Origin of the sequence: Paraburkholderia sp. MM5482-R2, assembly GCF_050436125.1 — a bacterium.
GTDB classification, from domain to species: Bacteria; Pseudomonadota; Gammaproteobacteria; order Burkholderiales; family Burkholderiaceae; genus Paraburkholderia; species Paraburkholderia tuberum.
Window position 1 is genome coordinate 424,390 of the sequence record NZ_JBNDLP010000004.1, and the last position, 24,400, is coordinate 448,789.

The 24,400-nt window shown below is 61.1% G+C and carries 16 protein-coding genes and 2 pseudogenes; 6 read left to right on the top strand and 12 right to left on the bottom strand.

From position 1 onward, the window contains the following. Nucleotides 1-131 precede the first annotated feature (131 nt). The 8 genes and pseudogenes from OKW37_RS38060 to OKW37_RS38095 form a co-directional block, all read right to left on the bottom strand. Nucleotides 132-1,148, bottom strand: a pseudogene (locus OKW37_RS38060) (transposase). Nucleotides 1,149-1,425: 277 nt separating this feature from the next. Then, a complete protein-coding gene (locus OKW37_RS38065) occupies nucleotides 1,426-2,454 on the bottom strand; it encodes an IS110 family transposase (protein ID WP_429402224.1) in 1,029 nt (342 codons plus the stop codon). 311 nt (nucleotides 2,455-2,765) lie between these two features. After that, a complete protein-coding gene (locus OKW37_RS38070; RefSeq protein WP_184053391.1) occupies nucleotides 2,766-3,191 on the bottom strand; it encodes a hypothetical protein in 426 nt (141 codons plus the stop codon). 122 nt (nucleotides 3,192-3,313) lie between these two features. Next, the gene (locus tag OKW37_RS38075; protein WP_429402222.1) at nucleotides 3,314-5,338 is read right to left on the bottom strand and encodes a hypothetical protein; all 2,025 of its coding nucleotides are present in this window, start codon (nucleotides 5,336-5,338) and stop codon (nucleotides 3,314-3,316) included. A gap of 291 nt (nucleotides 5,339-5,629) precedes the next feature. Further along, nucleotides 5,630-7,657: a hypothetical protein gene (locus OKW37_RS38080; protein WP_184053387.1), complete on the bottom strand. Its 2,028-nt coding sequence runs from the start codon at nucleotides 7,655-7,657 to the stop codon at nucleotides 5,630-5,632. A 10-nt stretch (nucleotides 7,658-7,667) separates the two neighbouring features. Continuing rightward, nucleotides 7,668-9,101: a site-specific integrase gene (locus OKW37_RS38085; protein ID WP_184053385.1), complete on the bottom strand. Its 1,434-nt coding sequence runs from the start codon at nucleotides 9,099-9,101 to the stop codon at nucleotides 7,668-7,670. 165 nt (nucleotides 9,102-9,266) lie between these two features. Next, complete coding sequence (locus OKW37_RS38090) at nucleotides 9,267-10,571, bottom strand: cation:proton antiporter (protein WP_429360377.1); 1,305 nt, start codon at nucleotides 10,569-10,571, stop codon at nucleotides 9,267-9,269. 330 nt (nucleotides 10,572-10,901) lie between these two features. Then, nucleotides 10,902-12,923, bottom strand: coding sequence for a protein-L-isoaspartate(D-aspartate) O-methyltransferase (locus tag OKW37_RS38095; RefSeq protein ID WP_429402219.1), 2,022 nt, complete (start codon nucleotides 12,921-12,923; stop codon nucleotides 10,902-10,904). 230 nt (nucleotides 12,924-13,153) lie between these two features. Between OKW37_RS38095 and OKW37_RS38100 the strand changes: the two genes are divergently transcribed. Beyond that, the gene (locus OKW37_RS38100; protein ID WP_429402217.1) at nucleotides 13,154-13,678 is read left to right on the top strand and encodes a CinA family protein; all 525 of its coding nucleotides are present in this window, start codon (nucleotides 13,154-13,156) and stop codon (nucleotides 13,676-13,678) included. Between the two features lie 85 nt (nucleotides 13,679-13,763). Here the strand turns inward: OKW37_RS38100 and OKW37_RS38105 are convergent, their stop codons facing one another. The 3 genes from OKW37_RS38105 to OKW37_RS38115 all read right to left on the bottom strand — a co-directional run bounded on the left by OKW37_RS38105 (nucleotide 13,764) and on the right by OKW37_RS38115 (nucleotide 15,345). Then, nucleotides 13,764-14,042 carry a DUF2934 domain-containing protein gene (locus OKW37_RS38105; RefSeq protein WP_184059073.1) on the bottom strand — a complete coding sequence of 93 codons (279 nt, stop codon included), beginning with the start codon at nucleotides 14,040-14,042 and terminating at the stop codon, nucleotides 13,764-13,766. A gap of 301 nt (nucleotides 14,043-14,343) precedes the next feature. After that, the gene (locus OKW37_RS38110) at nucleotides 14,344-14,616 is read right to left on the bottom strand and encodes a DUF6723 family protein (RefSeq protein WP_184059249.1); all 273 of its coding nucleotides are present in this window, start codon (nucleotides 14,614-14,616) and stop codon (nucleotides 14,344-14,346) included. A gap of 168 nt (nucleotides 14,617-14,784) precedes the next feature. After that, on the bottom strand, nucleotides 14,785-15,345 hold the full coding sequence (locus OKW37_RS38115; protein WP_429402215.1) for a hemerythrin domain-containing protein: 561 nt from the start codon (nucleotides 15,343-15,345) through the stop codon (nucleotides 14,785-14,787). A 142-nt stretch (nucleotides 15,346-15,487) separates the two neighbouring features. Here OKW37_RS38115 and OKW37_RS38120 point away from each other — a divergent pair, with 142 nt between their 5' ends. The 3 genes from OKW37_RS38120 (at nucleotide 15,488) to OKW37_RS38130 (ending at nucleotide 22,097) form a co-directional block, all read left to right on the top strand. Continuing rightward, nucleotides 15,488-16,567, top strand: a complete 1,080-nt coding sequence (locus OKW37_RS38120; protein ID WP_429402213.1) for a glycosyltransferase family 4 protein — start codon at nucleotides 15,488-15,490, stop codon at nucleotides 16,565-16,567. A gap of 353 nt (nucleotides 16,568-16,920) precedes the next feature. Next, a complete protein-coding gene (locus tag OKW37_RS38125) occupies nucleotides 16,921-17,910 on the top strand; it encodes a chemotaxis protein CheB (RefSeq protein ID WP_184059080.1) in 990 nt (329 codons plus the stop codon). Nucleotides 17,911-18,014: 104 nt separating this feature from the next. Continuing rightward, nucleotides 18,015-22,097: a CheR family methyltransferase gene (locus OKW37_RS38130; protein WP_429510101.1), complete on the top strand. Its 4,083-nt coding sequence runs from the start codon at nucleotides 18,015-18,017 to the stop codon at nucleotides 22,095-22,097. 56 nt (nucleotides 22,098-22,153) lie between these two features. On the opposite strand, the pseudogene OKW37_RS38135 reads toward OKW37_RS38130, so the two are convergent. Then, nucleotides 22,154-22,579 (bottom strand): annotated as a pseudogene (locus OKW37_RS38135) (phophatidylserine decarboxylase associated domain-containing protein); the annotation flags it as partial. A gap of 115 nt (nucleotides 22,580-22,694) precedes the next feature. Between OKW37_RS38135 and OKW37_RS38140 the strand changes: the two are divergent. Together OKW37_RS38140 and OKW37_RS38145 are read left to right on the top strand one after the other, a co-directional pair. Further along, complete coding sequence (locus OKW37_RS38140; protein ID WP_429402526.1) at nucleotides 22,695-23,402, top strand: PIG-L deacetylase family protein; 708 nt, start codon at nucleotides 22,695-22,697, stop codon at nucleotides 23,400-23,402. Nucleotides 23,403-23,460: 58 nt separating this feature from the next. Further along, a complete protein-coding gene (locus OKW37_RS38145; protein ID WP_429402210.1) occupies nucleotides 23,461-24,393 on the top strand; it encodes a glycosyltransferase family 2 protein in 933 nt (310 codons plus the stop codon). Nucleotides 24,394-24,400: the final 7 nt, after the last annotated feature.

Sequence of the window (24,400 nt, forward strand, 5' to 3'; positions counted from 1 at the left end):
ACAGTACAGAGAGGGCTATTGGCCGCAGTACGCCGCGCGCACAATGTGGGCATCGGTGTGGCTCCTGCCAGCTACTGCACCCGCCCACTATAATGCGGTTTGGAGTTGACCCTGTAATCTCGAACACAGGTTCACACTATGGTTGCTGAATCCATCGAGCGGCGGAACTCGCGAGGCGAACGGTATTTCAACGCGCTATAGGGATGCTTCTCGTTCTAATGCTCGAACGCGATGGCCAGGTTGCGTGCAGCGGTCGCTGCGTCCGGCTTCGGCATGAAGGCGACGTAATGAAGCTTCATCGTCTTGACGAAGCTCTCAGCCATACCGTTACTTTGCGGGCTATAGACCGGAGTGGTCAATGGCTTCAGCCCGATGTTCCTCGCAAACTGGCGCGTATCGTCGGCTGTGTAGCCCGAGCCATTGTCGCTCAGCCACTCGATTTCTGATGGCGTATGCAACGCATTGCCGAAGCGATTTCCCACCGCAGTCAGCATCACGTCGCGCACGATGTCGCCGCTATGGCCTGCCGTCGTATGTGCGCATGACGGGATAGACGCGCTTTGCATTGAACGGGACCAGCCCAAGCGCAACGCGTTCGTTGCGCACCTTGCCCCGAACCAGGCGATAGCCATACTCGGCAAATCGCCGACGACGCGGCGAATTTCCTCGACCACGCTCGCATCGTCGGTATGCCTCGATTGACGTCCATCTCGCCAGGTAGCCGGACACGACAGTCGTGCCGATACGTTCGAGCGCGACACGCCGAGAACTTCACAAACCAGCTTCACTGGTCTTCCTCCGGCAGCAAAGGCGAGTGCGCTATCCATTTCTGCCCGACCATACTCGACTGCTTCGCAAACGTTCTCATTCTCCGTTGTCTTCTTGCCGAGCATCCGTTGCAGTTCGCGATCTGCTTGAGTGCATTGGCCAAATCCGATGCAGGGACAACTTCTTCGCCAGCCTTGACCGCTGACAGGCTCCCGTCCTAGTAAAGCTTGCGCCAGTGGAACGGCTGGTTCGGGTTCGCGCCGTGCGGGCGCGCGACCATCGAAACCGATTTTCCCGGCTCGAAGGCTCTCTCGCACCATCGCCAGCTTTTGTTCCACCGTCCAGCGCCGCCGACGCTCCGGGCCCGTCAACACTTCCATCACTTCCTGCCTCAAGTTAGTCAAATCTATGGTCGCCCCCATTTTTGCAAATGCCGGTTTCGACGATGTTACGGGCTTGCGCAAATCTATTCGGCGTCCTCATGGGGTCACTGCCCCAGCGCCACGATGAGAGTCGCACCTGACGATCCTAAAAAACACATCGGCTTTGGAAGCCTACTTGACTATCGGGTTGTTCGTTCAGGCCGGTATGCCGTTCACGTCATCAATTTCCAGCGATCGCAAAACCAGATGGTTAATCCAACGCTAACAGCCTCTCTCAGGCATCCTGCAATCGAGAACCGGTAGCTTCGAATACCGTGTGCCGTGCAGCTATGGCCCACGCGATCCGGGCCAGCTTGTTGGCCAGCGCGCAGGCCACAACGCTCGAGTGTCGTCGCCCGAGGAGAGCACGTACCCAGTCAGCAAGAGGACCAGATCTTCTTTCGACGTCACGCATATAGGAGCGCGCGCACTGCACAAGGAGACGCCTGATATTCTTGTCCCCTCGCTTGCTGATGCCGAGCAGAGTCGCTTTGCCGCCTGTACTGTGCTGACGCGGAACAAGGCCGATTGAGGCAGCGAAATCACGACTGTTTCGATACTGCTTCCCGTCACCGACCTCGCTTGACAGCACGCTTGCCGTAATTGGGCCGACTCCGGGGATCGTCAGTAGCCGCTGCCCGAGATCATCGTCACTCAACTGGCGAGCCAGCTCCTTGTCGAGGTCGGCAATCTGTCCGTCGAGATACTTGTAGTGGGCATGAAGCCTCTCAAGCATCATCACGAGCCGGGGGGGAAGTGAATGCTGGGCGATGATGGTTGGCAAACGCTTCAACGCCGTGCTGCCCACGGGCAAACTGACGCCGAACTCCAGAAGAATTCCGTGAACTTGGTTTCCGGTGCACACACGGTCGCGCACGAACGATTCCCGAATTCGATGCAGTGCTGACAGGACTTGCTGCGGCTCTGTTCGAGGTGTGACGAATCGCATGGACGGGCGCGATGCCGCTTCGCAGATCGCCTCGGCGTCGGCAAAGTCGTTTTTATTGCTTTTGACGAACGGCCGAACAAGGTGTGGGGCAATGAGCCGGACGTGATGGCCCAAGCCACCCAGCGTGCGCGCCATGAAATGCGCACCGGCACATGCCTCCATTGCAATAGTACAGGCGGGAAAATTCGCCAATAGCTCAACGAGCTGCCTGCGTGTCACTTTCCGGCGAAAGACCTCTTTACCCTTTTGGTCCTGGGCGTGTAAGTGAAACGAATGCTTCCCAAGATCGATTCCGACGAGCGTCACTTCTTCCATGATGGTTCCCCTCGGTGATTGCCTCCGTAGCGTACTCTTGCCACGGAGGCGGGGGCGACCATCCCATTAACACAGTCCTATACCTACCCGTTGTTTTAGTGGGAGACTGTGTCCGGAGATTCAGGGGGCCGCTCCACGGTTGCAGCAGACGATGCGACAGAACGTACCGCCGGCTGCCTACGCTGGTGGCGCGCGTTCTAGGCGCTACACTGAAATCACTTGTTAGAATTGTTGAGTCAAAGCATCCTTAACGGCCCCTGAGATAGCAAACAACCCCGTTCTCAAGGAATCGCCAAGGCTCGCAGTAGACATCAGCGATTTTGAGGCGGAAATCCGACAACCCGCCCTGCCGCTGACACGGAAAGATTTTCGCGAAGAGTTGCATTTTCGTTTCGCAGTCTTTCCAGCTCGACTAGCGCCGCGTCCCGATCGGCTTCAACTTGTTGTAGCTCCAGCTCAGTGTCACGGTGTGACTGAGCGAGGCCCTTATAGTTTTCCATCCATTCTTGCAGCCGTTCAGCGACCGTTCTGCGAAGACGAACCCGGCCAACCACATTCGTGGCCTTTAACCCGGAAATCCACGCCTTGACCTCTTTCCCGAGGTCACGCTGCTTAGCAGTGTAAAACGTCGTTTCATGAATCCCGGCCCGGCGCGCTACCTCCGCTGCTGACACCGCGCCGCCATTATGCGGATAGACACCACCGTTTCTTGCCATCTCTTCATCGATGCCATTCATAACATCTCGGACACGCTTTTCAACATCCTGTGATCGAGCCTTCCCTCGTTCTAGGGCACTATCGCGCATCAAAGCGCGAGAAGCGTCTGACGTAACCCTCTTCCCCTTCAAGTACGCCCTCGTCATGTTACCGCTCCGTCGTGGTCGACCTCATTGAGGACAAGCTGAACAGTTGGGTCATTACTCCACTTCGCGCGAATGTCCTCAAATCGCCGAATGTGCATTCTTATCTGACCGGCCCAAGATTCCCGCATCAGATCCTCTCCCGCTACGGAGGCTTCGTTGTAGGCCTTGATGGAATCTCTTATCGCTCCATCGACGTCTTCCCTTAGAAACGCTTCTTCGAGTCGGTGTCGACAATGCGTTTGGCATCGAGCAGGTTCGGGGTGCCCACGGCTCTTATTGCATGGACCCGCTTCGGTGCCCGGAAACTTCGTGCAAATGATCCCAGGCCGGACGTAGTGCCAAGCTTTGCCCTGCAACGTGAGTACCTCGGCAAGCTCCTTTGCATTCTCCGCGCCCCACTCCATTCCGGCATGGTGTAGCCCTTCTTTCTGAACCGCAACGGCCTGTCGGAACGTCGTTGCTGCAGGCCCGCCAAATCCGCCATTGACCAACGAAGGACCTTCCGCATCTTCGGCTTCAATCATCTTCTGTACAACTTCGGTTGCCCTCATGACCCTGAGTTCGCGGCATAGCTGCTCTATCTCCGCACGGAGACCTTTGTCGGTCATAATGTAGGTCATCGTCATCTCAACCGCTTTATGCCCAAAAACCCTCATAAGTATCTTTGGGGCTTGTGTAAGCGCTAGCGCGACGAGCCGCGCCACCGTCTTTCTCAGTCTATGCGAGGTAAACGCCATTCCACCGGGATGCGTTTCCAAACAGAGAGTTCGCGCATATTGCCCTAACGCCCAGTTGAATTTCAACAGCGGTGATGCACGATCGCCGTACCCGATGCCGGATTGCGACCACAAATGTGTTCCAAAATTTGTGCCTTTTTCCCGTTCGACACTTCGCTCTGGCTCTTGATTTCCGATGGTTTCCAACGCGCGAACTAGCCGAACCTGTTGCTCGATTGCCGCAGCAGCAATGTCAGGTAAGATCCAATCTCTCCATTCACCGCCATGCCGTTCGACCAACTTATAGGTTTTCCCATTCGCATAGGGCCTTCCATTCCTGGCATATCGCACGCAGTTACGCTCCAGCGAAATTATTTCTCCTTTGCGACCAGCTAAAGTCATACCTACAAGGGGCATGTGTGCAAGCTGAACCGTGTTTGCGATGGCAAACACTTCTGAGGGCAGCTTCGGCGGCCATGCAAGACGATGTATTTCTGCATCACCAGCCCCGGCCTCAGGAGTTAGCCCGCTTACCTTCGAGTATCGACCTGCCGTGTTCGGAGAGTATATTGGGAAGGGTAACGACTCGATAGTGTTACCTTCGCGATCTTTCCACACGTGACCCGAAAGAAACTCTTTTAACTTGCGTCTCCGCCTAGTCCTCACGCCCTTTGTACCCAATTCCGGCTTATCTTCCTTGACATAAATCTCTTTCATTTTCCGGAGCACCGGGATTATGACTGGCCCAATATTCTCGATAAGCCACAAGCTTCTCGCACCCATTGCTGCAACGTAGTCATCTGGCAACGGCTGGTACGGTACAGATTTGTCTTCGTCAGTTTTCGGCTTCCCCGGTCCGGCTACGGGGGTTGTTCGTCGGTTATCGTGTTCAAGAACCGGCACTTGATTCCAGAGACCCATTGATTCGAGCATGAACATACGTTGAAGCTCAGCAACAGTTCTCCTCTTTGCAGTCTTCGCAAGCGAATCGACATATTCGAGTGGGACATGCCTTAGAAAGTCCGCTGGAACGTCCGCCTCGTTCGCTGATATGCTAGAGACGAATGAGGCGATGGACACCGCGAAGAGCTTAGGAAGTATGTCGTACGCAAGGCCCCGTATGGTTGTCGGATCAAGAGAGGAATCACGGCTACGAAATCCGACCGGACCAATCCGAAGCAGAAGCAAGTACCGTGTGATGATCAGAACTGCCCCCTCCACAATTCGGCCAAGCCTCTCCGCTTCCGATTCCCGACCTCTCGCGTTCAAGGGCGTCCCCTCAGGACATAGTCCCTTCATGGTCATGGGTAGAAAGTGAATAATTCGGCTTCGTAAATCCACATGTAGTGTTGCTTGGCCAACCTGCGTAGGCGCCCAATCACGCGGTGTATCCCAATAGCCGAACTTGCTCCCATGCCGGAGGAGAGACTGAATCGTCGTCAGACTGTCGCTGCCAGCGCGCTGTATGGACTCGACCTCCACCCGCAGACGCGCGCGGTTAGCAGTCCCGTCAACACCATTCTCGTCAAATACTTGACAGTCTAAACATTCTTCTTGCGGCACTGACCGTTGCGAGACATTTCTTTTGCTCATCGCTCAAACGCCATCTAGGTCAACGACACGATGCTCACCCGAGTTCACTCGCTTCCGCCATTGTTGCAGGCGCAACTCGACCTCTCGCCCGTCGAAATGCTTCAGTGCGAATTCTGTATTTTCAATCTCTTCTCCGAACGATGATTCAAGAAATGCGGTAACAGATATGTGTGATTTTATGTACTCAAGTTCTACGAAACGCATGCAAAGTCCATCAATGCTCTCAGCAAAGACTACGCCATTCTCTAAACATAGTGTGCATCTCTGAACGGGACAATTCGATTTCCCATCGGGAACAAAATCTGGCGCGATGTGGCGTGGAGGATTGTGAGGATCTTTACATCCCATACCGATTCGGCTACGACTCAATTTCCGGTATTCATCGAGCCGCCCCCTCTGGCTCGTTGTCACGCTTCCATCACGGGAACGTATGGCGAGAATAGCCGGATCGACCTTCTCGGTCTGCCTGATTTCATCCCATAGATTCTCGCTGAAAATCATGTAGAGCTTGTCAGTCTCTGCGTTGACAAAAGTGTTGTCTACGTACCTTACCGTGGACTTAAGCGTCTTCTGTCCTAACGCCTTCATGACATATAAGAGCATTCCGCCACTGACCCGATAGGCATACTCAGCGAATGCATCTCTGAGATCCCCTGCCACAAAGCGTTGAATGCGCTTCTCTGGCGGACAACCACGATTCACGCGCTCGATAACGACGTTAATATATGAACCAGGGCCCGATGGAGAACGCCCATAGTCGTTGCTGCTGAGCCATTGCATGTCCGCCGGAGATCTATAGTTCGCATAGAGCCATGGTGACCGAACCCCGAGTTTCAACTCTTCGATTTTTTCTTTTAAATCGGAGAGATCTTGTGCGTTCGCACCGCTCGACTGAAGTGTGCGATATCGACCCTCCAATGCTATCAGGTTCTTCCGCAGCTGAGTCCTCAAAGGAGCCGTGCGCTCTATGAGAGCCTTTATGACCATCCCGGCAGAGCTTTGAGATTTGTACAACCCTTCATAAATCTGCTCTGAATTTCCGCGCCTTTTTTTCCCATACATGATATATCGGGTAGCATCCTTTGGATGCTGGACGATAAAGTCCTCGTCGACATCCAATTGAATTAGGACTGCAGCATTCCATCCGGTTGCAGCCAAACACAAATGAAATGCATCTCTAATATCAGATCCGTCTGGGTAAAATCCGAGAAACATATCTTCTATGCTATAGCCTCGCTTTCGGAAATGTTTTTCATTGACATTCCCGTAAAGCGCTTCGCTACGCGGGCGAGGTTGCGCATTTCTATTGACAGCCATGCGGAAACGTCTGTAGTTTCTTCGCAGTCTCTCGTTTTCCGACGAAGACGATTTTCCTCCGACCCGTAATAGATTGTCAGTCCGCTCCCATCGCCAGAGAAGTCGAAACCAAGAATGCTTTAATTCAATGCGAATCATCCTAATCCCGTCTGGTGGCGGGAGATAATTTTGGGGAATCGGATCTTTCATACCTGCCCAATGCAATTTGGGCAATTCCCGCATCCGCCTAGCAAGCTCTAGAAGACGCCGGAAGCGTCGAAACTGTGTGACGTCCATTCCACTTTCGACCGCGCGATTCCGATGGATTTCCGTTATATCTGACAAATTTTTCACGCGAATCACTGGCACGCCGCTCGAGACGCATTCTGACTCGATTTGGTCGAATATGCGCCACCAGTTGCGCAAAGTCGTGAGATCTAAGGCAACACTTGACGGCGCGAGATATTCAGTCAATGCCTGGAAGGCGGGGGCAACTTCATATATCAATTCAGGCCTTCCCCTGTACATTCCGTTCCAGAGCCCATACCCCCGTGGCTCCAGTTGCCCGTCCTTAAAAGGGTGAAGGTCCACGAACACCGGCTCGGAGTGTAGCGTCCAGAATTGCAGAGGGTCGCCAAATTCGGGGCGCTGCATTGGAATCGAAACCGGGGGCTTATCTTCTTCGGTTGGGTTATGCGGGCGTTTGTGATCCTTGTCGTGCTTGCGTATACTCATAATGTGTCCCTCAAGCGCCGTTGCCGACCGAACCACTATTTAAATCATCCTCGTAACTGATCCAAAGATTGTTCGCTATGAGGTTCATGAACCAGCGCAGGTAAATCATCGATGTCTCGTCATCCGCGTGTCCAAGTTGCGGTTGAATGACAAAACGAATGACATCGACAGCTGCCATCTCTAATTTCCGCTCCTGCGCGGCATCAACACGCCCGGCCGGAATATACGGTTTCATGTACGCGATGAGCGTTGCGCACGCCCACCAATCACGGCCTAGATGGCAAGACCAGCCGTCGTAAGGCAGTTCAACATTTGTCCATGCGTGGTAGAGTTGCTTGCTTGTGATGGGCAAGCCAGTTCGCTCGTCGAGGAACATGTGGACGGCGTTGTCGATTCGCTCCTTACGTTCGCTCTTTGTTCTAGCGCCGCTCACCCATATTTTGAGCGCAGCGATGCGGCCGTGCTTGGCTTTCCGGTATTCATCCCAACGCTGCGCAAGTTTTACTGGCACCCATATGGACCTGCTCGGTCCGATCTTGTCACCGTGGTCTTTTCCATAGTCTGGCCCCTTCGTTCCATAGCGGATGGAAATAAGAACCTTCTGCTGTCTCAGGGGAGCGTCTGGACTGTGCGTTCGCCAATTCCGCCTGTCCTCAGGCAGACCGTCAACTCTAAAGCGCGAGATCTCTGTCCGGCGCATTGCGGTGAGCAACACTGACTCACACATCAGCCCTTTCGCGTAGCCGTTGCGACGATAGACCGCGTCAAGCCATTTCCTAAGCTCCTGCTCGGTCGGCATCTGGAGAGTTCGTTTGTCTTTTCGAAGTCTTCCAGCCCGAACATCTTTCGTCGTTTCACTGTGTCCTCTCGAATTCGACGCCTTTCGCGATGAAACAGTTACGGTAACCGAAGGAATGTCGAACTTCGGCCGAAGACCTTTATCCACCATCCACAAGAGAAAGTTGCACGCATGGTCGACGCGCACATTTACGGAATTGGGAGCAAGTGGCTGACCGTCTCGGGACCACGTGCCTTCAACTTGTTCTTTCTGATAGCCGTCCCTAATTGCTGTGATGTAGTCACACGTCCGCAGATCAATTTTGCGGACGTCAGCATACTCAAGGAAGTTTGCTAACCAATCCGCATAATCCTTCATCGACTGGTCGGAGGGCAACGCCTCCGGAAGACCTACCCCACGTTTAACCGGGTCCCAAACACCCAACCCACGGTCAATCAAATACCGACTGCCCAATCGGTGGTAACCGGGACGTGAATCGAGTATGTAGGGCAAGCCCGCGACTTTTCCGAACCCTGCTCGGGTTGTCACGGACGGGTCGCTGTACATCACGTGGTAAGTCATCGTCGACAGCACCGAACGGTGAGGTAACTCGAAGCTATCGGAATCTCCCGCAACAGTCAACTTCCATCTGGTATTTTTGGGCATGGCTATAACGCGCCGACGTATCTCGCATGTGTCTGGGTCAACGGGTTTGGTAAGCGCACGTATCCCCGGGCCGCGCGGATACATTGCGATACAAGGAGCGGCAAACGGGAGCCGGGCGGAGCGCGGCGCGACAACTCACGCGCGCCATCGCGCCCGTCGCTTCATTCAGCGACGCCGGTCGAAATACCGCCGCAACAGATAGTTCGCGGTCGAGCCATGCAGCAGTACCGACAACACGATCGCATCGAGCACGGCGGGCAGCAGCGGCGTCATCGCGCCACGCACGTATTCGAGGCCGAACATCAGGTAGTAAAACGCGCCGACGCCGCGAATCCCCATCCACGCCATCAGATGCCGCTGGCTATTGTCGATGCGCGCACCCATCATCGCGACGACGACGGACAGCGGCCGCGCGACGAAAAACAGAAACACCGCGGGCAACACGGCGCGCAGATCGAACATCTCGCGCCAGTGCGCGGACACGACGCAGCCGATGATCAGCATCAGCGACAACTCCGCGAGTCGCTCCATTTCGCGCATGAAGCCCATCATCGATTCGGCGAGGACCGCATGCGCCATTTCTGGATCCTGGGCGACATCGACCTGTTCGCCGTGCTGCACCTCGTCGAGCACTTCCGAGGGATTCTTGTCGCCCGTCGCGCGCAGTTCCTCGTGACGGACGGCGACGCCGGCCACGAACACCGCGACGAACGCATACGCGTGCAGCAGCAGCGACGCGCCGTACGACGTCGACATCAGGCCTAGCGCGAGAAACCCGTCGAGACCGATCGCTTCGCCGTAGCGGGTGCGCAGAAAGAAGATCGCGCGCGCGAACACGATCGCAAACACGCAACCGATCACGAGCGCACTGACGATCCCCCACAGCACCGAGCCGACGAAATGCACGCCACTGCCCGAGCCGAACAGCCTCGCGCCGGCAAGCGTCAGTCCCAGCACCGCAAACGGATAGGCGGCACCGTCGTTCAGGCCGCCTTCACCCGACAACGCGAACCGCACGGGCTCGTCGTCGCCAGCTTGCGTCACGCGCAGCTCGTTGGCGAGCACCGGGTCGGTCGGCGCGAGCGCGGCCGCGAGGAACAACGCCGCGCCGTCCGCGCGTCCGGTCACCAAAGCGGTGAAGCCGAACATCAAGGCGACGGTGAAGAGCATCGCCGGGCCGCCGAGCCGCAGCGGCAACAACCACAGCGGATTGCGCAGCCGCACGCGCAGATGCATGCCGATCGAAAACAACGACACGACGAGCCCGACTTCAGCCAGCGTCGCGAGCAACGCGGTATTGCGGAGCAGATCGACCCCGACGAGCCCGGACACGGCCGGCCCGACCGCCACGCCGACCAGCAGATAGATCATCGCGCCGGTCAGCGGCAAGCGGCGGATCGGCCCGCGCGCGACGGCCATGAACGTGAGCAGCGCGCCGATCAGCAGGAACCAGACCGGTTCGTCCTTCATGGCGGAATCGCGAGCACGCGCGGCGGTGGCGGCAGCCAGGCCGCGTCGCCGCTAGCGCGCACTGCTCGCGCCATGCTGGCGGCGCTGTCCGTGCTGAACCGCGGCCTGGTTCGCGCGCCCCGCATGTTCACGGTTCGCCTGGTCGCGGCTCAGCTCGCCGGGCGCCTTGCGCGCAGACGACGCCACTGGCAACACCCGACATCGCGGCGATGGCAAGGCGCTGTACAACCTTGTTCATGAGCGACCCCTCGGTTCGGACCAGCTGGAATGCACTGTCCGTTCCGTTGCAAGCCGCGTTCCTCGCCTGAGGCGTGAGCGTGCCGATCGCCCTCACACACCGAATGGAAAAGTCTCCGCCGCGTGGTTCTTTTCGTCGGCGGAAACGGGCAGCGCGCTCACCGCGCTCGTGCGATCGAACCACACGAACGCATCGAACTGCTCGGCCAGCGACGCTTGCGCGTAATGGCTATACCGCTCGGTCCCGGGACGGTAGATGACGCCGATGAAGCGCTCCAATAGCGGCGCGCGCAGCCGTTCGCGCAGCGTGTCGTGCATGCCGGGCCGCAGGTCGAGCAGGAAGCGCGGGAGACCCGTGCCGTGCATGCTGAATTCGACGCTGCCCTCGAGCGATGGCTGCACGGTTTTGACCTCCATCGGTCCGCCCCAATCGCTCGCTGCGGCGACCGTGCCGCTGTGCGTGCCAAACCCGATCAGCGCCGCCGCGTCGCCGAACTGCGCGCGACACAGCTGGCCGAGATTGATCTCGTCCTGCATGCGGCCCATCTGCGTGGCGCTCGCGTCGCCGATATGCGAGTTGTGCGCCCACACGACCAGACGCGCCTGCGGCCCGCGGCTGTCGAGCGTATGACGCAGCGTGTCGAACATATGCGTGTCGCGCAGATTCCAGCTTTGCGGCCCGCCGTAGTACATCGCGCGATAGTAGTGCTCGGCGACCGCCACGAGCCGCGCGTTCTGCGCCGCGTCGAGGAAGCGCTCGCCGTCTTCGCGCGCATAGTCGAGCCGGCTTTTCAGCAGATCGCCGAGTTGCGCGACCACGTGTTCTTCGCACTGCGCGTAGCCGCCGCTCAACGCGGCGCGTCCATATACGGCCGGATCTTTCTGCCACGGACTGAGGCACCCATAACGCTCGCGAGCGATGCGCGCCGCGGCAGGGTCGACGCTGTCGAGATAGCGCAATACCGCGTCGATCGATTCGGAAAGGCTGTAGATATCGAGCCCGTAAAAGCGCGTTTCGCGCTCGGGGTGCGCGGCGTTGTGCGAGCGCAGCCACGCGACCAAGCCCATGAAGTCGGTGTTGCGCCACATCCAGGTCGGAAAGCGGCGAAACGGTCGGGACCGCCCGCCGGGCATCGGCCGATCGCGCACATGCCGGTCGATGATCGCGGCGTCGGGCCAGTCGGCCTCGACCGCGATCATCGAAAAGCCGTGCTGCTCGACGAGGCGCCGCGTGATCGCCGCGCGCGCACGGTAGAACTCCGACGTGCCGTGACTGGCCTCGCCGAGCAGCACGACGCGATGCCCGGCGAAGCGGTCGAACAATGCCGCGAATTCCGCGGAATCGATGTCGGGCAACGGTTCGGCCGCGTCGCGAATCGCGAGTTCGAGTGCGGCCGGCATAGGCGTGAGCGGGATCGGCGTGGACGTGGACGCGGGCCGCAAATCCGCGCGCGCCGCGCCGCCTGGCTCCGGCCAGCCATCGTCGCCGACGAGCGGCACGAAGCGCACGTCGCCGAACGCATCTTCGTCGTAGTCGTGTTCGTCGCGCCGCACGATCTTCACGAGCCGCTGACGGCTCTGACTGCTGCCGACCGGCATCACGAGCCGTCCGCCCACGGCGAGTTGCATGCGCAGCGCTCGCGGCACACGCGGCCCGCCCGCCGCCGCGATGATCGCGTTATAGGGCGCATGCGCGGCAAGACCTGCGGTGCCGTCGCCGACATGCACTTCGACGTTCTCGTAGCCGAGCCGCTGCAAGCGCTCGCGCGCGCCCTCGGCGAGGCTCGCGTCGCGTTCTATGGAATCCACCCGGCCCGCGATCTCCGCGGCGATCGCGGCCGCATAGCCGGAGCCCGTGCCAATGTCGAGCACGCGATCGCCGGGCTGCAACTCGGCGGCCGCGAGCATCTTCGCGACGATGTACGGCTGCGAGATCGACTGCTCGCCGCCGATCGGCAGCGGCGTATCGTCATACGCGAATTCGCGCAGATCGGATGGCACGAATGCCTCGCGCGGCACGCGCCGCATCGCTTCGATCACGTAGTCGTCGCGCACGCCGCGTTGCACGATCTGCCGTTCGACCATCCATGCGCGCGCTTCGTCGAAATCGCTCATCGCCGCCTCCTCGCGAATGCGCAGCGCTGCGCGCGCCACGCATTGCGACGGGGCCGCGCGCGAATACGCTGCTCTTTCACGCTTCAGCAATGAGCATACCGCCGGCAGGTACTCGTGGCGATTCGCGAAACGTGAAGCGCGCCCGGACCGATCTTTGCTGCGCGCTTCTCGGGAGCGATTGCACGAACCAAATGCCGGTCCGAATCCGTCGCACAATCAAAGCAGAAATCATGAACATTCCCATCCAGGTCGTGTCCTTCCTCAGCTCGCGAGGTCTGAAGCTCGCGACCGCCGAGTCTTGCACCGGCGGTCAGATCGCGTCGTATCTGGCGAGCGTGCCGGGTAGCGGCGCGTGTCTCGATGTCGGCTTCGTCAGCTACTCGCCATCGGGCAAAGCAGGCTTTCTCGGCGTGCGGCAAAGCACGATGAAGCAATACGGGCTTACCAGCGAAGCGGTCGCGCGCGAAATGGCCGAGGGCGCGCTGCGCCAGCAAGGCTGCTGCGCGGACATCGCGGTATCGAACACGGGGCTCGCCGATAGCGGCGCGCATGGCGGCTCCGATGACGATCCGCCACCAGGCACGCAATGCTTCGCGTGGTCGTTCCGACGGCGCGGCAATGAGTTCACCACGTTCGCCGAGACGCGGCGCTTTTCGGGCGACCGCAACGACGTGCGATCGGCCGCCGCGCTGTATGCGCTGTCGCGCGTCGAGCATTACTTCGATCAACTCCCGCGCGTCGAGCGGGACCACTGATGAGAGAGCGCGACGCGCCACCAACGCGCATTGCCGGTGGCACCCGACGCCATTGCCGGCGTCGGTGTAAAGGGGCGGCGCTCGCTTATCCGGCGCGCGGCCGCGTGGCGCGCTTCGGCGGTTCGATGTCATCGCCCGACATTTCCTGCAGTTGCTCTTCGGGCGCGATGCGCGAGCCGCGCTCGCGCTCCGCGGACTGATCGGTCGGCTCCTGCGGCACGGCAGCGTCGTCGGCCGCGCCTTCCGCCTCGATCTGCCGGCGCGCTTCTTCCCAATGGTCGTCGGCTTTCCCTTCCGGCGACGGATCGTTTTCCCAGATCTGGTACGCCCGCGTGCGAATGCGGGCTTCGAGTTCCTTGTCCATATGTGCTTCTCCGTGAACGTGAGCGATGCCGCGGTACGGCGCCACATGCACCGTGCCCGAATGACGGCGAGCCACAGGCCAGCAAGCGTTGTTCCGCGCGTCGCACGTTCGTTCGATGGCACCCGCTATTCGACGTGCGAATCAAATCAGCGCGCCGCCGGACTGGTGCTCGAGGAAGTCGACGTCGACGACGTCAGAACGAAAACGGCGGGCGCACAGATCCACCGCGTGCCAGTCGTGAACCAGGACAAGCGTTTGAAGGGGAGGGTGTCGCCAGGCGATATCGCGGCGGGCCGCGCGCTCACGCCTCGGGACAGGCAAGGTCGGCCGCGACGATTCGCGCACCGTACTCCTCGGCGGCGAGCCGCGCTTCCTCGATACTGTTGAACGGACCGACTTCGGGCGCGCCATCGAACGGGAACAGACGGCGGCCATCCACTTTACGGCTCACCAGTAGATCGGCATAGAATCGCCCATCGGCGCTGCGGCGCGCGGTGACGTAGATGGAAAAGTCGTCGCGCGAGGCGACCCCTGCCGCCAGATACGGCGTCAGTTTCAGCTTTCTCCTTGACATGGCTCTCCCCTGCTGCATTAGGCGATCCTGTTCTACCCTCCTGAAATCGATGGTAATGGACATGTAACAGGGTGCGCACGTCCGTAAGTGTCGACTTATAGACATGACTGTCGCAGCGACGTCTTAAACGAATCAGTGCGAGCGCCGCGCGCAAATTCAAGACTCCCATCAGGTCTTGTCACCGACCGCGCGACTGCCCGCCTGATCCAGCCTGGCTTGCAGCGTTTGCTTGCGCTCCGCGATCTTTTCACCGAGCGCGGCGAGATCGCAGCCGGTGCGCCGCAAGGCCGGAAAGAGTTCGCCTTCCTCTTCCTCGACGTGATGCCGCACGAGCTCGGACATGACCTTGAACGTCGCGTCGAAGCCTTTGTCGCCCGGCTTCAGCGTCTCGAACTTCGCGATCAGCGTTTTCACCAGAAAATGCTCGACGTAGGCTTCATCGACATCGAGCTTGTCGTCGTCGGGCAGCGCCTGTTGCGCGGCCGGATACAACAGCTCTTCCTCGATGATCGTGTGCATCGTCAGCTCTTCGCACGCGCGCTGCGTCAGCGCGGCTTTGGCTTCTAGCGTGTCGCGCTCGTCGCCGCGCGATTTGCCGAAGGCGTCGAACAGCTTTTCCACGGCGCGGTGATCGGCCTCGAGCAGCGCGAGCGCATCGGGCGTGCTCGCGGTTTCGCGTCGAGCGGTGGGCTGCGTGTCGTCGGTAGCGGATCGCGTTGCGCGGTTCATGGCGGCTCCTTCAATCGGTCAAGTGCCCGCATCGAGCAAACGCCATACCGCGCCAACGGTCCCGCGTCGGTACGTCACTTGCTGCTGGTGGTCCGGCGCGGCATGTCGCGCGCTAACCTCTCCTTCCTCTTTTCAACGACTGATGAGAATCGCCCAGATCGCTCCGCTTTACGAAAGCGTGCCGCCGTTCGCGTACGGCGCCACCGAACGCGTCGTGTCGTATCTGACCGAAGAGCTGGTCGCGCGCGGCCACGACGTGACGCTCTATGCGAGCGCCGATTCGAAGAGCGCCGCGCGGCTCGTGCCGATCTGCCCGCGCGGTCTTTGGCGCGACGCGAACGTGTGGGACACGCAAACCCATCACATCAGGCAGCTCGCGCGCGTGATTCGCGACGCAGACCGCTTCGACATCGTTCATTTTCACGGCGAGCCGCTGCATTTCGCGTGGGCCGAGCGCCTGCCGTGCCGTACGCTGACGACGCTGCACGGCCGTCTGCTGCTGAACGATCATGGCCCGCTGTTTCGCGAATTCGCGCGCGTGCCGGTGGTGTCGATTTCCGCGAGTCAGCGCCGGCCCGTGTCGTGGGCGAACTGGCAGGGCACGGTCCATCACGGACTGCCGCTCGACGAGTTCGAATTTCAACCGATGGCCGGTTCCTATCTGCTTTTTCTCGGCCGCATGATGCCGGAGAAACGTCCCGATCTCGCGATCGAAATCGCCCGGCGCAGCGGCTTGCCATTGAAGATCGCCGCGAAGATTCATCCCGGCGAACGCGACTATTTCTGCGAACGCATCGATCCGCTCTTGCGCCGCTCCGGCGCGTTCACCGAATACCTTGGCGAAGTCGGCGGCGGCGCGCGCCGGCAATTGATCGAGAACGCGCGCGCGTTGCTGCTGCCGATCGAATGGGACGAGCCATTCGGCATGGTGATGATCGAGGCGATGGCATGCGGCACGCCGGTGATCGCGTTTCGCCGCGGCGCGGTGCCCGAATTGATCGAAGACGGCGTGAGCGGCCTGATCGTCGATAACGTGGACGAGGCCGTGCAAGCGGTTGCGCGCATCGACAGCATCGAGCGCGGCGCGTGCCGCCGCGCGTTCGAGCGCCGCTTCACGGCCGCGCGCATGACCGACGACTATCTGACGATCTACGACGCGCTGCTCGCGCACGACACGAGCGGCCGCCCGCGAGCAACGGGCAGTCAGCCCGCGCCAGTGTAATTGCATTAGCCGGACCGCCCGCGCGGCGCATCTCGGCTTCGCGGGGCGTCCGGCTCTGCATCACCGCGAGCACTGCCGCAGCGATGTCCACTTGCGGACCAGATTCACGAACTGGGTCGATTCGCCCGGCAGCTGATGTTGCACGACATTCGTCATATGCATTGTGCGAGCTTCGCGCGGCGCTTTCGGCCCGCGTGCCTGGATTGTGACGGAGGCTGAAAACCGCCGTCGCCAAAAGAACGTTTTTACCGGCAACGCCCCAAAAAATGCAGCGACGGCATATGGCTTGCTAGTTTGTTTGACTAACAGGAAAGGTCCGCTTGCACGCCCCGCTTCCACGTCCCGGAGCCCACTTGACCCACCGCGACTTCATCGTAATCGGCACGTCCTCGGGAGGGGTCGATGCGCTTCGTTCGCTTGCCTCGCAGCTTCCCGTCGATATGCCCGCCAGCATCGCCGTCGTGCTGCATATCGGCGCGCATGGCAGCATGCTGCCCGCGCTGCTGAACCAAGCCGGACCGCTACCCGCCAAGCACGCACAGGATGGCGAACATTACGCGCCCGGCAGAATTTACGTGGCGCCGCCCGATCGGCACCTCGTCGTCGAGGATGGGCTACTGCGGCTTCTGCACGGCGCGAAAGAGAACTTCGCGCGCCCGGCGATCGACCCTCTCTTTCGCACTGCGGCCGCGCAGATAGGGCCACGCGCGATCGGCGTGATCCTGACCGGCCTGCTCGACGACGGCACCGCGGGCCTCGAAGCAATCCAGGCGTGCGGCGGCGCGACGCTCGTCCAGGACCCGGCCGACGCGTTCGCGAGCGAGATGCCGCGACATGCATCGCCGTTTGCCGACCACGTGCTGCCGCTCGATCAAATGGGGCAATGTTTGGTAAAACTGACCGGCGGCAACGCCGGCGCGCTGGGAAAAAACGGCCGTGCGCGGCGCGAGGCGACCGATCGCATCGTTCTCGAACAGGACGCGTGGCTGGCCGGCACCACGGCATTCGAAGCAATCAGGGGACTCGCGACGCCCTCGACTTTCACATGCCCCGAATGCAACGGCACGCTGTGGCGCATGAACGGATCGCGGGTGATGCGTTATCGCTGTCATACCGGTCATGCGTATTCGGCCGCGTCGCTCGGCGACGGCCGCATGACGAATGCCGAGGACTCATTGCGCAAAGCGCTGCGTGCGCTGCGCGAGCGCGAAATGTTCAGCCGCGAGTTGCGCGACCATTTCGCCAAAACCGGAGATACCGCCGCCCAACAGCGCGAGGAGGATAATGCGCTGCGTGCGAGGCACGCGGCCGAACTGCTGCAGTCGATGCTGATGGAAAAATGAGTGCAATGCGGGATAATAGCCGTCCGAGCCAGCAAGAAATGGGCTCGTCGCCCTATAAAAATCCACCGCTGAACACTATCCTTTCCAAGAAGGGACACGCAGCCATGTCAAAGAAGCGAGGGCAAACTCTGCCTAGCCAGGCACTCTATCCGATCGTCGGTATCGGCGCATCGGCGGGGGGGCTTAACGCGCTGACGGAATTCTTCGAGGCGCTGCCCGCGCGCACGTCGATGGCCTTCGTCGTGGTCGTTCACCTGTTGCCGGATCACGAAAGCAATCTGGCCTCACTGCTGCAGAAAGTCACCAGCATGTCCGTGCAGCAGGTCACAGGCCCCACGCCGATCGAATCGGACCACGTCTATCTGGTCGCGCCCTCGTTCGAGATGATCATGGTCGACGGCTACCTGCGCGTCACGCGGAAGCTGCCCGAGGAAGGACGCCGCGCGAGCATCGATCTGTTTTTCCGCACGCTCGCCGAGGCGCACCGCGAACGCGCGATAGGCATCGTGATGTCGGGAGCGGGCTCGGACGGCTCGGTCGGCTTGTCGCGCATCAAGGAAATGGGCGGCATCACGCTCGTGCAGGACCCTTCCGAGGCCGAATACGACAGCATGCCGCGCAGCGCAATCGCGACCGGCATGGCCGACTTCGTGATGACCGCGGCCGAGATGCCGCAACGGCTGCTCGATCTGTGGTCCACCGCGCGGGAAATCCATCTGCCGGCCGCGGAGACGGACGAGCCCGAGGAAGACACGGTCAACGAGTCGGCCGAGCGCGCGCTGCGCGAAATCATGGTGATTCTGCGCACCCGCACCGCACACGATTTCCGACATTACAAACGGGCTACGGTTCTGCGGCGTATCGAACGCCGGCTGCAAGTCAACGGCATTACCGACCTGCAGGTGTATCGCGATTATCTGCATCTGCACCCTGAAGAAACCCAGGCGCTGTTGCAGGACATGCTGATCAGCGTCACCAATTTCTTCCGCGACAAGGAAGCGTTCGACGTGCTCGAACGTGAAGTATTGCCGCCCCTGTTCGAAAGCCGCGGCGAACAGGACCGCATCCGCGTGTGGTCGGTGGGCTGCGCGACGGGCGAAGAAGCCTATTCGCTGGCGATGCTGCTGCAGGAACGCTCGCTGAAATCGCCCGAGGGCGTGTCTTTTCAGGTATTCGCGACCGACATCGACGAGCGCGCCATTTCCCTCGCGCGCGCCGGTGTGTACCCGGACTCGATCTCCGCCGACCTGACGCCGGCGCGCATCCGCCAGTTCTTCACGAGGGACGCCGCGCATTTCCGGATCAAGAAAGAGCTGCGCGAGCACATGCTGTTCGCCCACCATAACGTGCTGAGCGACCCGCCGTTCTCGCGGCTCGACATGATCTGCTGCCGCAACCTGCTGATCTACCTCGACCGCGAAGCGCAGATCGAAATCCTGAAGATGTTCCACTTCGCGCTGCGTCCCGGCGGCATGCTGTTCCTCGGCAGCTCGGAGTCGGCCGACGGCGTGAGCTCGATGTTCACCGTGGTCGACAAGCGCAACCGCATCTATCGCGCGAACATGGCGGTACGCAGTGACACGCCGCTGCCGATCGCGATTTCCGGCACCATGAGCTCGCGGCCTGTCGTGACCACGGTGCAGCCGCCGGGGCGCCGGCGCTTTTCGTTCGGCGATCTGCATCAGCGGCTCGTCGAGCAATATGCGCCGCCCAGCGTGCTGGTGAGCCGCGAATCCGAAATCGTTCATCTGTCCGATCGCGCCGGGCGTTTTCTGCAGTATTCCGGCGGCGAGCCGTCGCACAACATCGTGGCCGTCGTGCGTCCGGAACTGCGGCTGGAACTGCGCACCGCGATCTATCAGGCCTTGCACACGAACCGCAGCGTCGAAGCGCGCCGCGTGCGCATCGAGCGCGATGGCCGGTCGTACTTCGTCAACATGACCGCGCGGCCCGTGCACGATCCGGAAGCGAACGCGGACTTCGTGCTGGTGCTGTTCGACGAGGTCGAGGACAGCGTGGCGAACGCCGAAACGGCGCCGGCCGACGTGCAGAAAGACCCGATCATCAGTCAGCTCGAACGGGAACTGCAACGCACGAAGGAACAGTTGCAGTCCACGATCGAGCAGTCGGAAACCTCAACCGAGGAGCTGAAGGCATCGAACGAGGAATTGCAGGCGATCAACGAGGAACTGCGCTCGGCGACCGAGGAACTCGAAACCAGCAAGGAAGAGCTGCAATCGATCAACGAGGAGTTGACCACGGTCAACGCGGAGCTGAAGTCGAAGGTCGAGGAAACCGGCAAGATCAACGACGACTTGCACAACCTGATCGCCGCGAACGACATCGGCACGATCTTCGTCGACCGCAACATCTGCATCAAGCGCTATACGCCGCGCGCAACCGACGTCTTCAGCATCATTCCGTCGGACATCGGCCGCTCGCTGCTCGACATCACGCACCGCCTCGAATACGACAAGCTCGCCGACGACGCGGCCGAGGCATTCGACTCGTTGCGCCTGATCGAACGCGAGCTGAAGAGCAACGACGGGCGCTGGTATCTCGCGCGCTTCGTGCCTTACCGCACGACCGAAGACCGCATCGACGGCGCGGTGCTGTCGTTCATCGACATCACCGGGCGGCGTCAGGCGGAAGACCGGCTGCGCGAAGGCGAGCGGCGCATGCGCATCGTCGCGGAAAGCACGCGCGACTACGCGATCATCACGTTCGACGACAACGGCGTGATCAACAGCTGGAACGCGGGCGCGGAACGGATTTTCGGCTATACGGAAGCCGATATGATCGGCCAGTCCGCCGACATCCTGTACACCGAAGAGGACCGCGCCGACAACGTCGCGCAACGCGAGTTCGCCGAAGCGCGTCTGAATGGCCGCGCCGAAGAGGAGCGCTGGCATTTGCGCAAGGACGGCACGCGCTTTTTCGCGAGCGGCGTGCTGTCCCGCCTCGACGAACCGGGCATCAGCGGCTTTGCGCAGATCACGCGCGATCTCGGCGAATATGTGAACGAACCGACCTCGGGACGCGGCACCCATGTCGAATCGCTGCGCGCGGCAAGCGAGCGCGACGCGCAGCGGCGCCGCGACGAATTTCTCGCGGTCGTGTCGCACGAGCTCAAGCATCCGCTGAACCTGATTTCGGCCAGCGCCGAGCTGATCGCGCGCGCGCCGGAAACGCGGCAGAACCTGAACGTGTCGCGCGCGACCGATACGATCCGCCGCACCGTGATGGGCCAGGCGCAAATCATCGACGATCTGCTCGACATTTCGCGCGTGCGCACGGGCAAGCTGTCGGTCGTGCGCACCGTGGTCGACATGCGCGAGATCGTGCAGCGCGTGTGCAGCGCGGTGCAGGACGATACGGCGCAGCGCGGCGTCGCGTTGAGGGTCGACATCACCGATGCGCCCGTGATCATTCACGCGGACCTCACGCGGATCGAGCAGATCGTGTGGAATCTGATCAGCAATGCGCTGAAGTTCACGCAGCGCGGTTCGATTCAGGTGTCGTTGCAGGTCAACGATCACGCCGAGGCCGTGCTGCGCGTCAGCGATACCGGCATCGGCATCGAGGCGTCGCTGCTGCCGCATATCTTCGAGATGTTCCAGCAGAGCCGCGATCCGGGCTTGCGCCGCGGGGGCCTCGGCATCGGCCTCGCGCTGGTGCGTGATCTGGTCAACCTGCACGGCGGCGCGGTGCGTGCGGAGTCGGACGGCGTCGGCCGCGGCGCGACTTTCACGGTGACCCTGCCCATCCACCGGCTCGCCACCCGCACGAGCGCGGATATCGAAGTCACCGCCGAGCCGTTGAAAGGCACGCGCATCCTGATGGTCGACGACGACGCCGCGACCGTCGAAACCTTCAAGCTGCTGCTGGAAAGCGAGGGCGCCGAAGTGCGGACCGCGACGAGCGGCGAGGAAGCGTTGACGATCATCAACGGCAACGCGCCCGATATCATCCTGTCCGACATCGGCATGCCGGGCATGGACGGTATGGAGTTCATCGGCAAGCTGCGCGGCATGCCGACGATGAAGTCCGTGATCTGCGTCGCGGTCAGCGGCTTTGGACAGCAGGCGGACGTCAGTGCGGCCGAACACGCTGGCTTCGACGCGCACCTGAAAAAGCCGGTGGTTCTCGAAGACCTGCTGAGCATTTTCGCGCGACTGCGCGGCTGAACTAGCGGCTTGACGGGGCGCAACGCATCTATCCGTTGCTTTGCGACGACGACGCGTTGCGCGAGGCCGATCCGTTTGTCGGCCTCAGGGCTGAACCAGCCGTCGGGCGACGACGTATTTAAATGCGCGCGTGAATGCGGGCCGCTCAGGAAGCCATACCAGCAGTTCAGCACGTGCTTGAGTTGCGCGTTGAGCGCCGGGTCGCGAAACAGCGCGTAGCCGGACGGCATGCACATCGGCCAGTCGAGCACCGCGTTCAGCGGACAGTGAATCAGATCGGATTCGCTGAACGGCGGTGCGTAGGTCATCAGGTAGTCGACGATCGTCATCAGTTCGTCGATCGATGCATAGCCGAGCACGTAGCCCGCCTCTTGCGCCTGAATGATGGCCCGCGTCATATCCATGCGCAGCACCGGATCGCCTTCGATCAGCGCCGCGAGTTCTTCAACGGCGCGCGTGCGCGTGGTCGGGCGGTTTTGCAGGGGGGCTCATAGTTGAAGTGGCAAGCGGTAGTAGAACCGCAACCGGAGCAAGTGCTATTCCCGCACCGACCCTTCGCGCACCGCGCCGGCGGAATGCAGCTTGCTGCTCGCCGGTATGGAATCGGACCAGCGCTTGCTCGTCATCTCACCGCATCTCGACGATGCGGTCCTCAGTTGCGGACTGCTGATCGCCGCGCATCCCGGCACGGTCGTCTGCACGGTTTTCACCGCGCCGCCCGCCGAGAACACGACGACCGATTGGGACCGCGCGGCCGGTTTCGCCGACGCGTTCGAAGCGATGCGCGCACGTCAGGCGGAAGACCGGGAGGCGCTAGGGTTGTTGTCGGCGATTCCCCTGCATCTGCTGTTTCGCGACGCGCAATACCACGCATCGCCTGATGCGGACGAGCTGATCACCGAGTTGAACCACGCTGTTTCCGAAACAAAACCCACGCTGATCGTGATGCCGTTGGGCCTGTTCCATTCGGATCACGTTCTCGTGTCCAATGCCTGTCTCGCCCTGATGCGGCGTCAGCCAGCCACTCCGTTCATCGCCTATGAAGATGTGCCCTACCGGCGCATGTCCGGCGTCGTGCAAGCGCGCCTGTCCGACCTCGCGAAACGCGGCTATGCCGCCAACACGCCGCATGCGTTGAACGTGCCCGACACCACGCAACACGAGCATATGAAGCGCGCGGCAATCGACGCCTACCGCAGCCAACTGCGCGCATTCGGTCCCGAAGGACAGGCGAGCCTCTTTTCGCCTGAACGCTGTTGGCAGCTTGGCCGCGACGAATCGGCTCCAGCTACGCAAAACGCGTGACGTACGGCACAAGGTTTGCTGCGTCGTCGCAGTCCAACCGTCGAAGCGATTGCACAGCATGCAAACCAAAGCCCCCCACCCGCGTATTTCGGTCGTCGTTCTCACGTATAACCGTGCGGGCGAATTGCTCACCACCCTGGAACGTCTGATCGCGTTACCCGAAAACCCGCCGATCATCGTCGCCGACAACGGTTCCACCGACAACACGGTCGCACTCGTCGAAGCGCGCTATCCGAGCGTTCGCGTCGTCGAATGCAACGGCAATCTCGGCGCGGCGGGCCGCAACCACGCGGTCGCGTGCGTCGAGACCGACTATGTCGCGTTCTGCGATGACGACACCTGGTGGGGCCCGGGCTCGCTCGAACGCGCGGTGCAATTGCTCGATGCATGGCCGCGCGTCGGCGTGCTGAATGCGCGCGTCGCGGTCGGCGCGGACAACACGACGGATCCGACCTGTGCGTTGATGCGCGCAAGCCCGCTCGGCCGTGTCGGTCTGCCGGGGCCCTCCTTGATCGGCTTGATGGCGGGCGCGTGCGTGTTTCGCGCGGCGCTGTATCGCGAGATCGGCGGCTATGAGCCGCGTCTTTTCATCGGCGGTGAGGAAGCACTCGTTTCGCTCGACGTGCTCGAGTCGGGACATGCGATCGTCTACTGCGAGCAGTTGACGCTCCATCACCATCCGTCGCCGGTGCGCGACAGCGCGTTGCGCCGTCGCATGCTCGCGCGCAACGCCGCGTGGGTCGCGTGGCTGCGTCTGCCGTTGGGCGAAGCGTTGAGCGCGACTGTGCGCGCCCTCGACGTATTCGCGCGGGAAGGCACGCTGCTGCGCGATGGCACCGAATTACTGGCCGGGCTGGCGTGGACCGTGCGAGAACGCCGGGTAGTCCCCCGGTCGATCCTCGCGATGCACGACCGCGTGCGCGCGGCCGAGCGCAATCTCGACGCGTCCGCAACGACGACTGTTGGTGGCAAGTTCAACGCGCCGACCTGAGACCTCG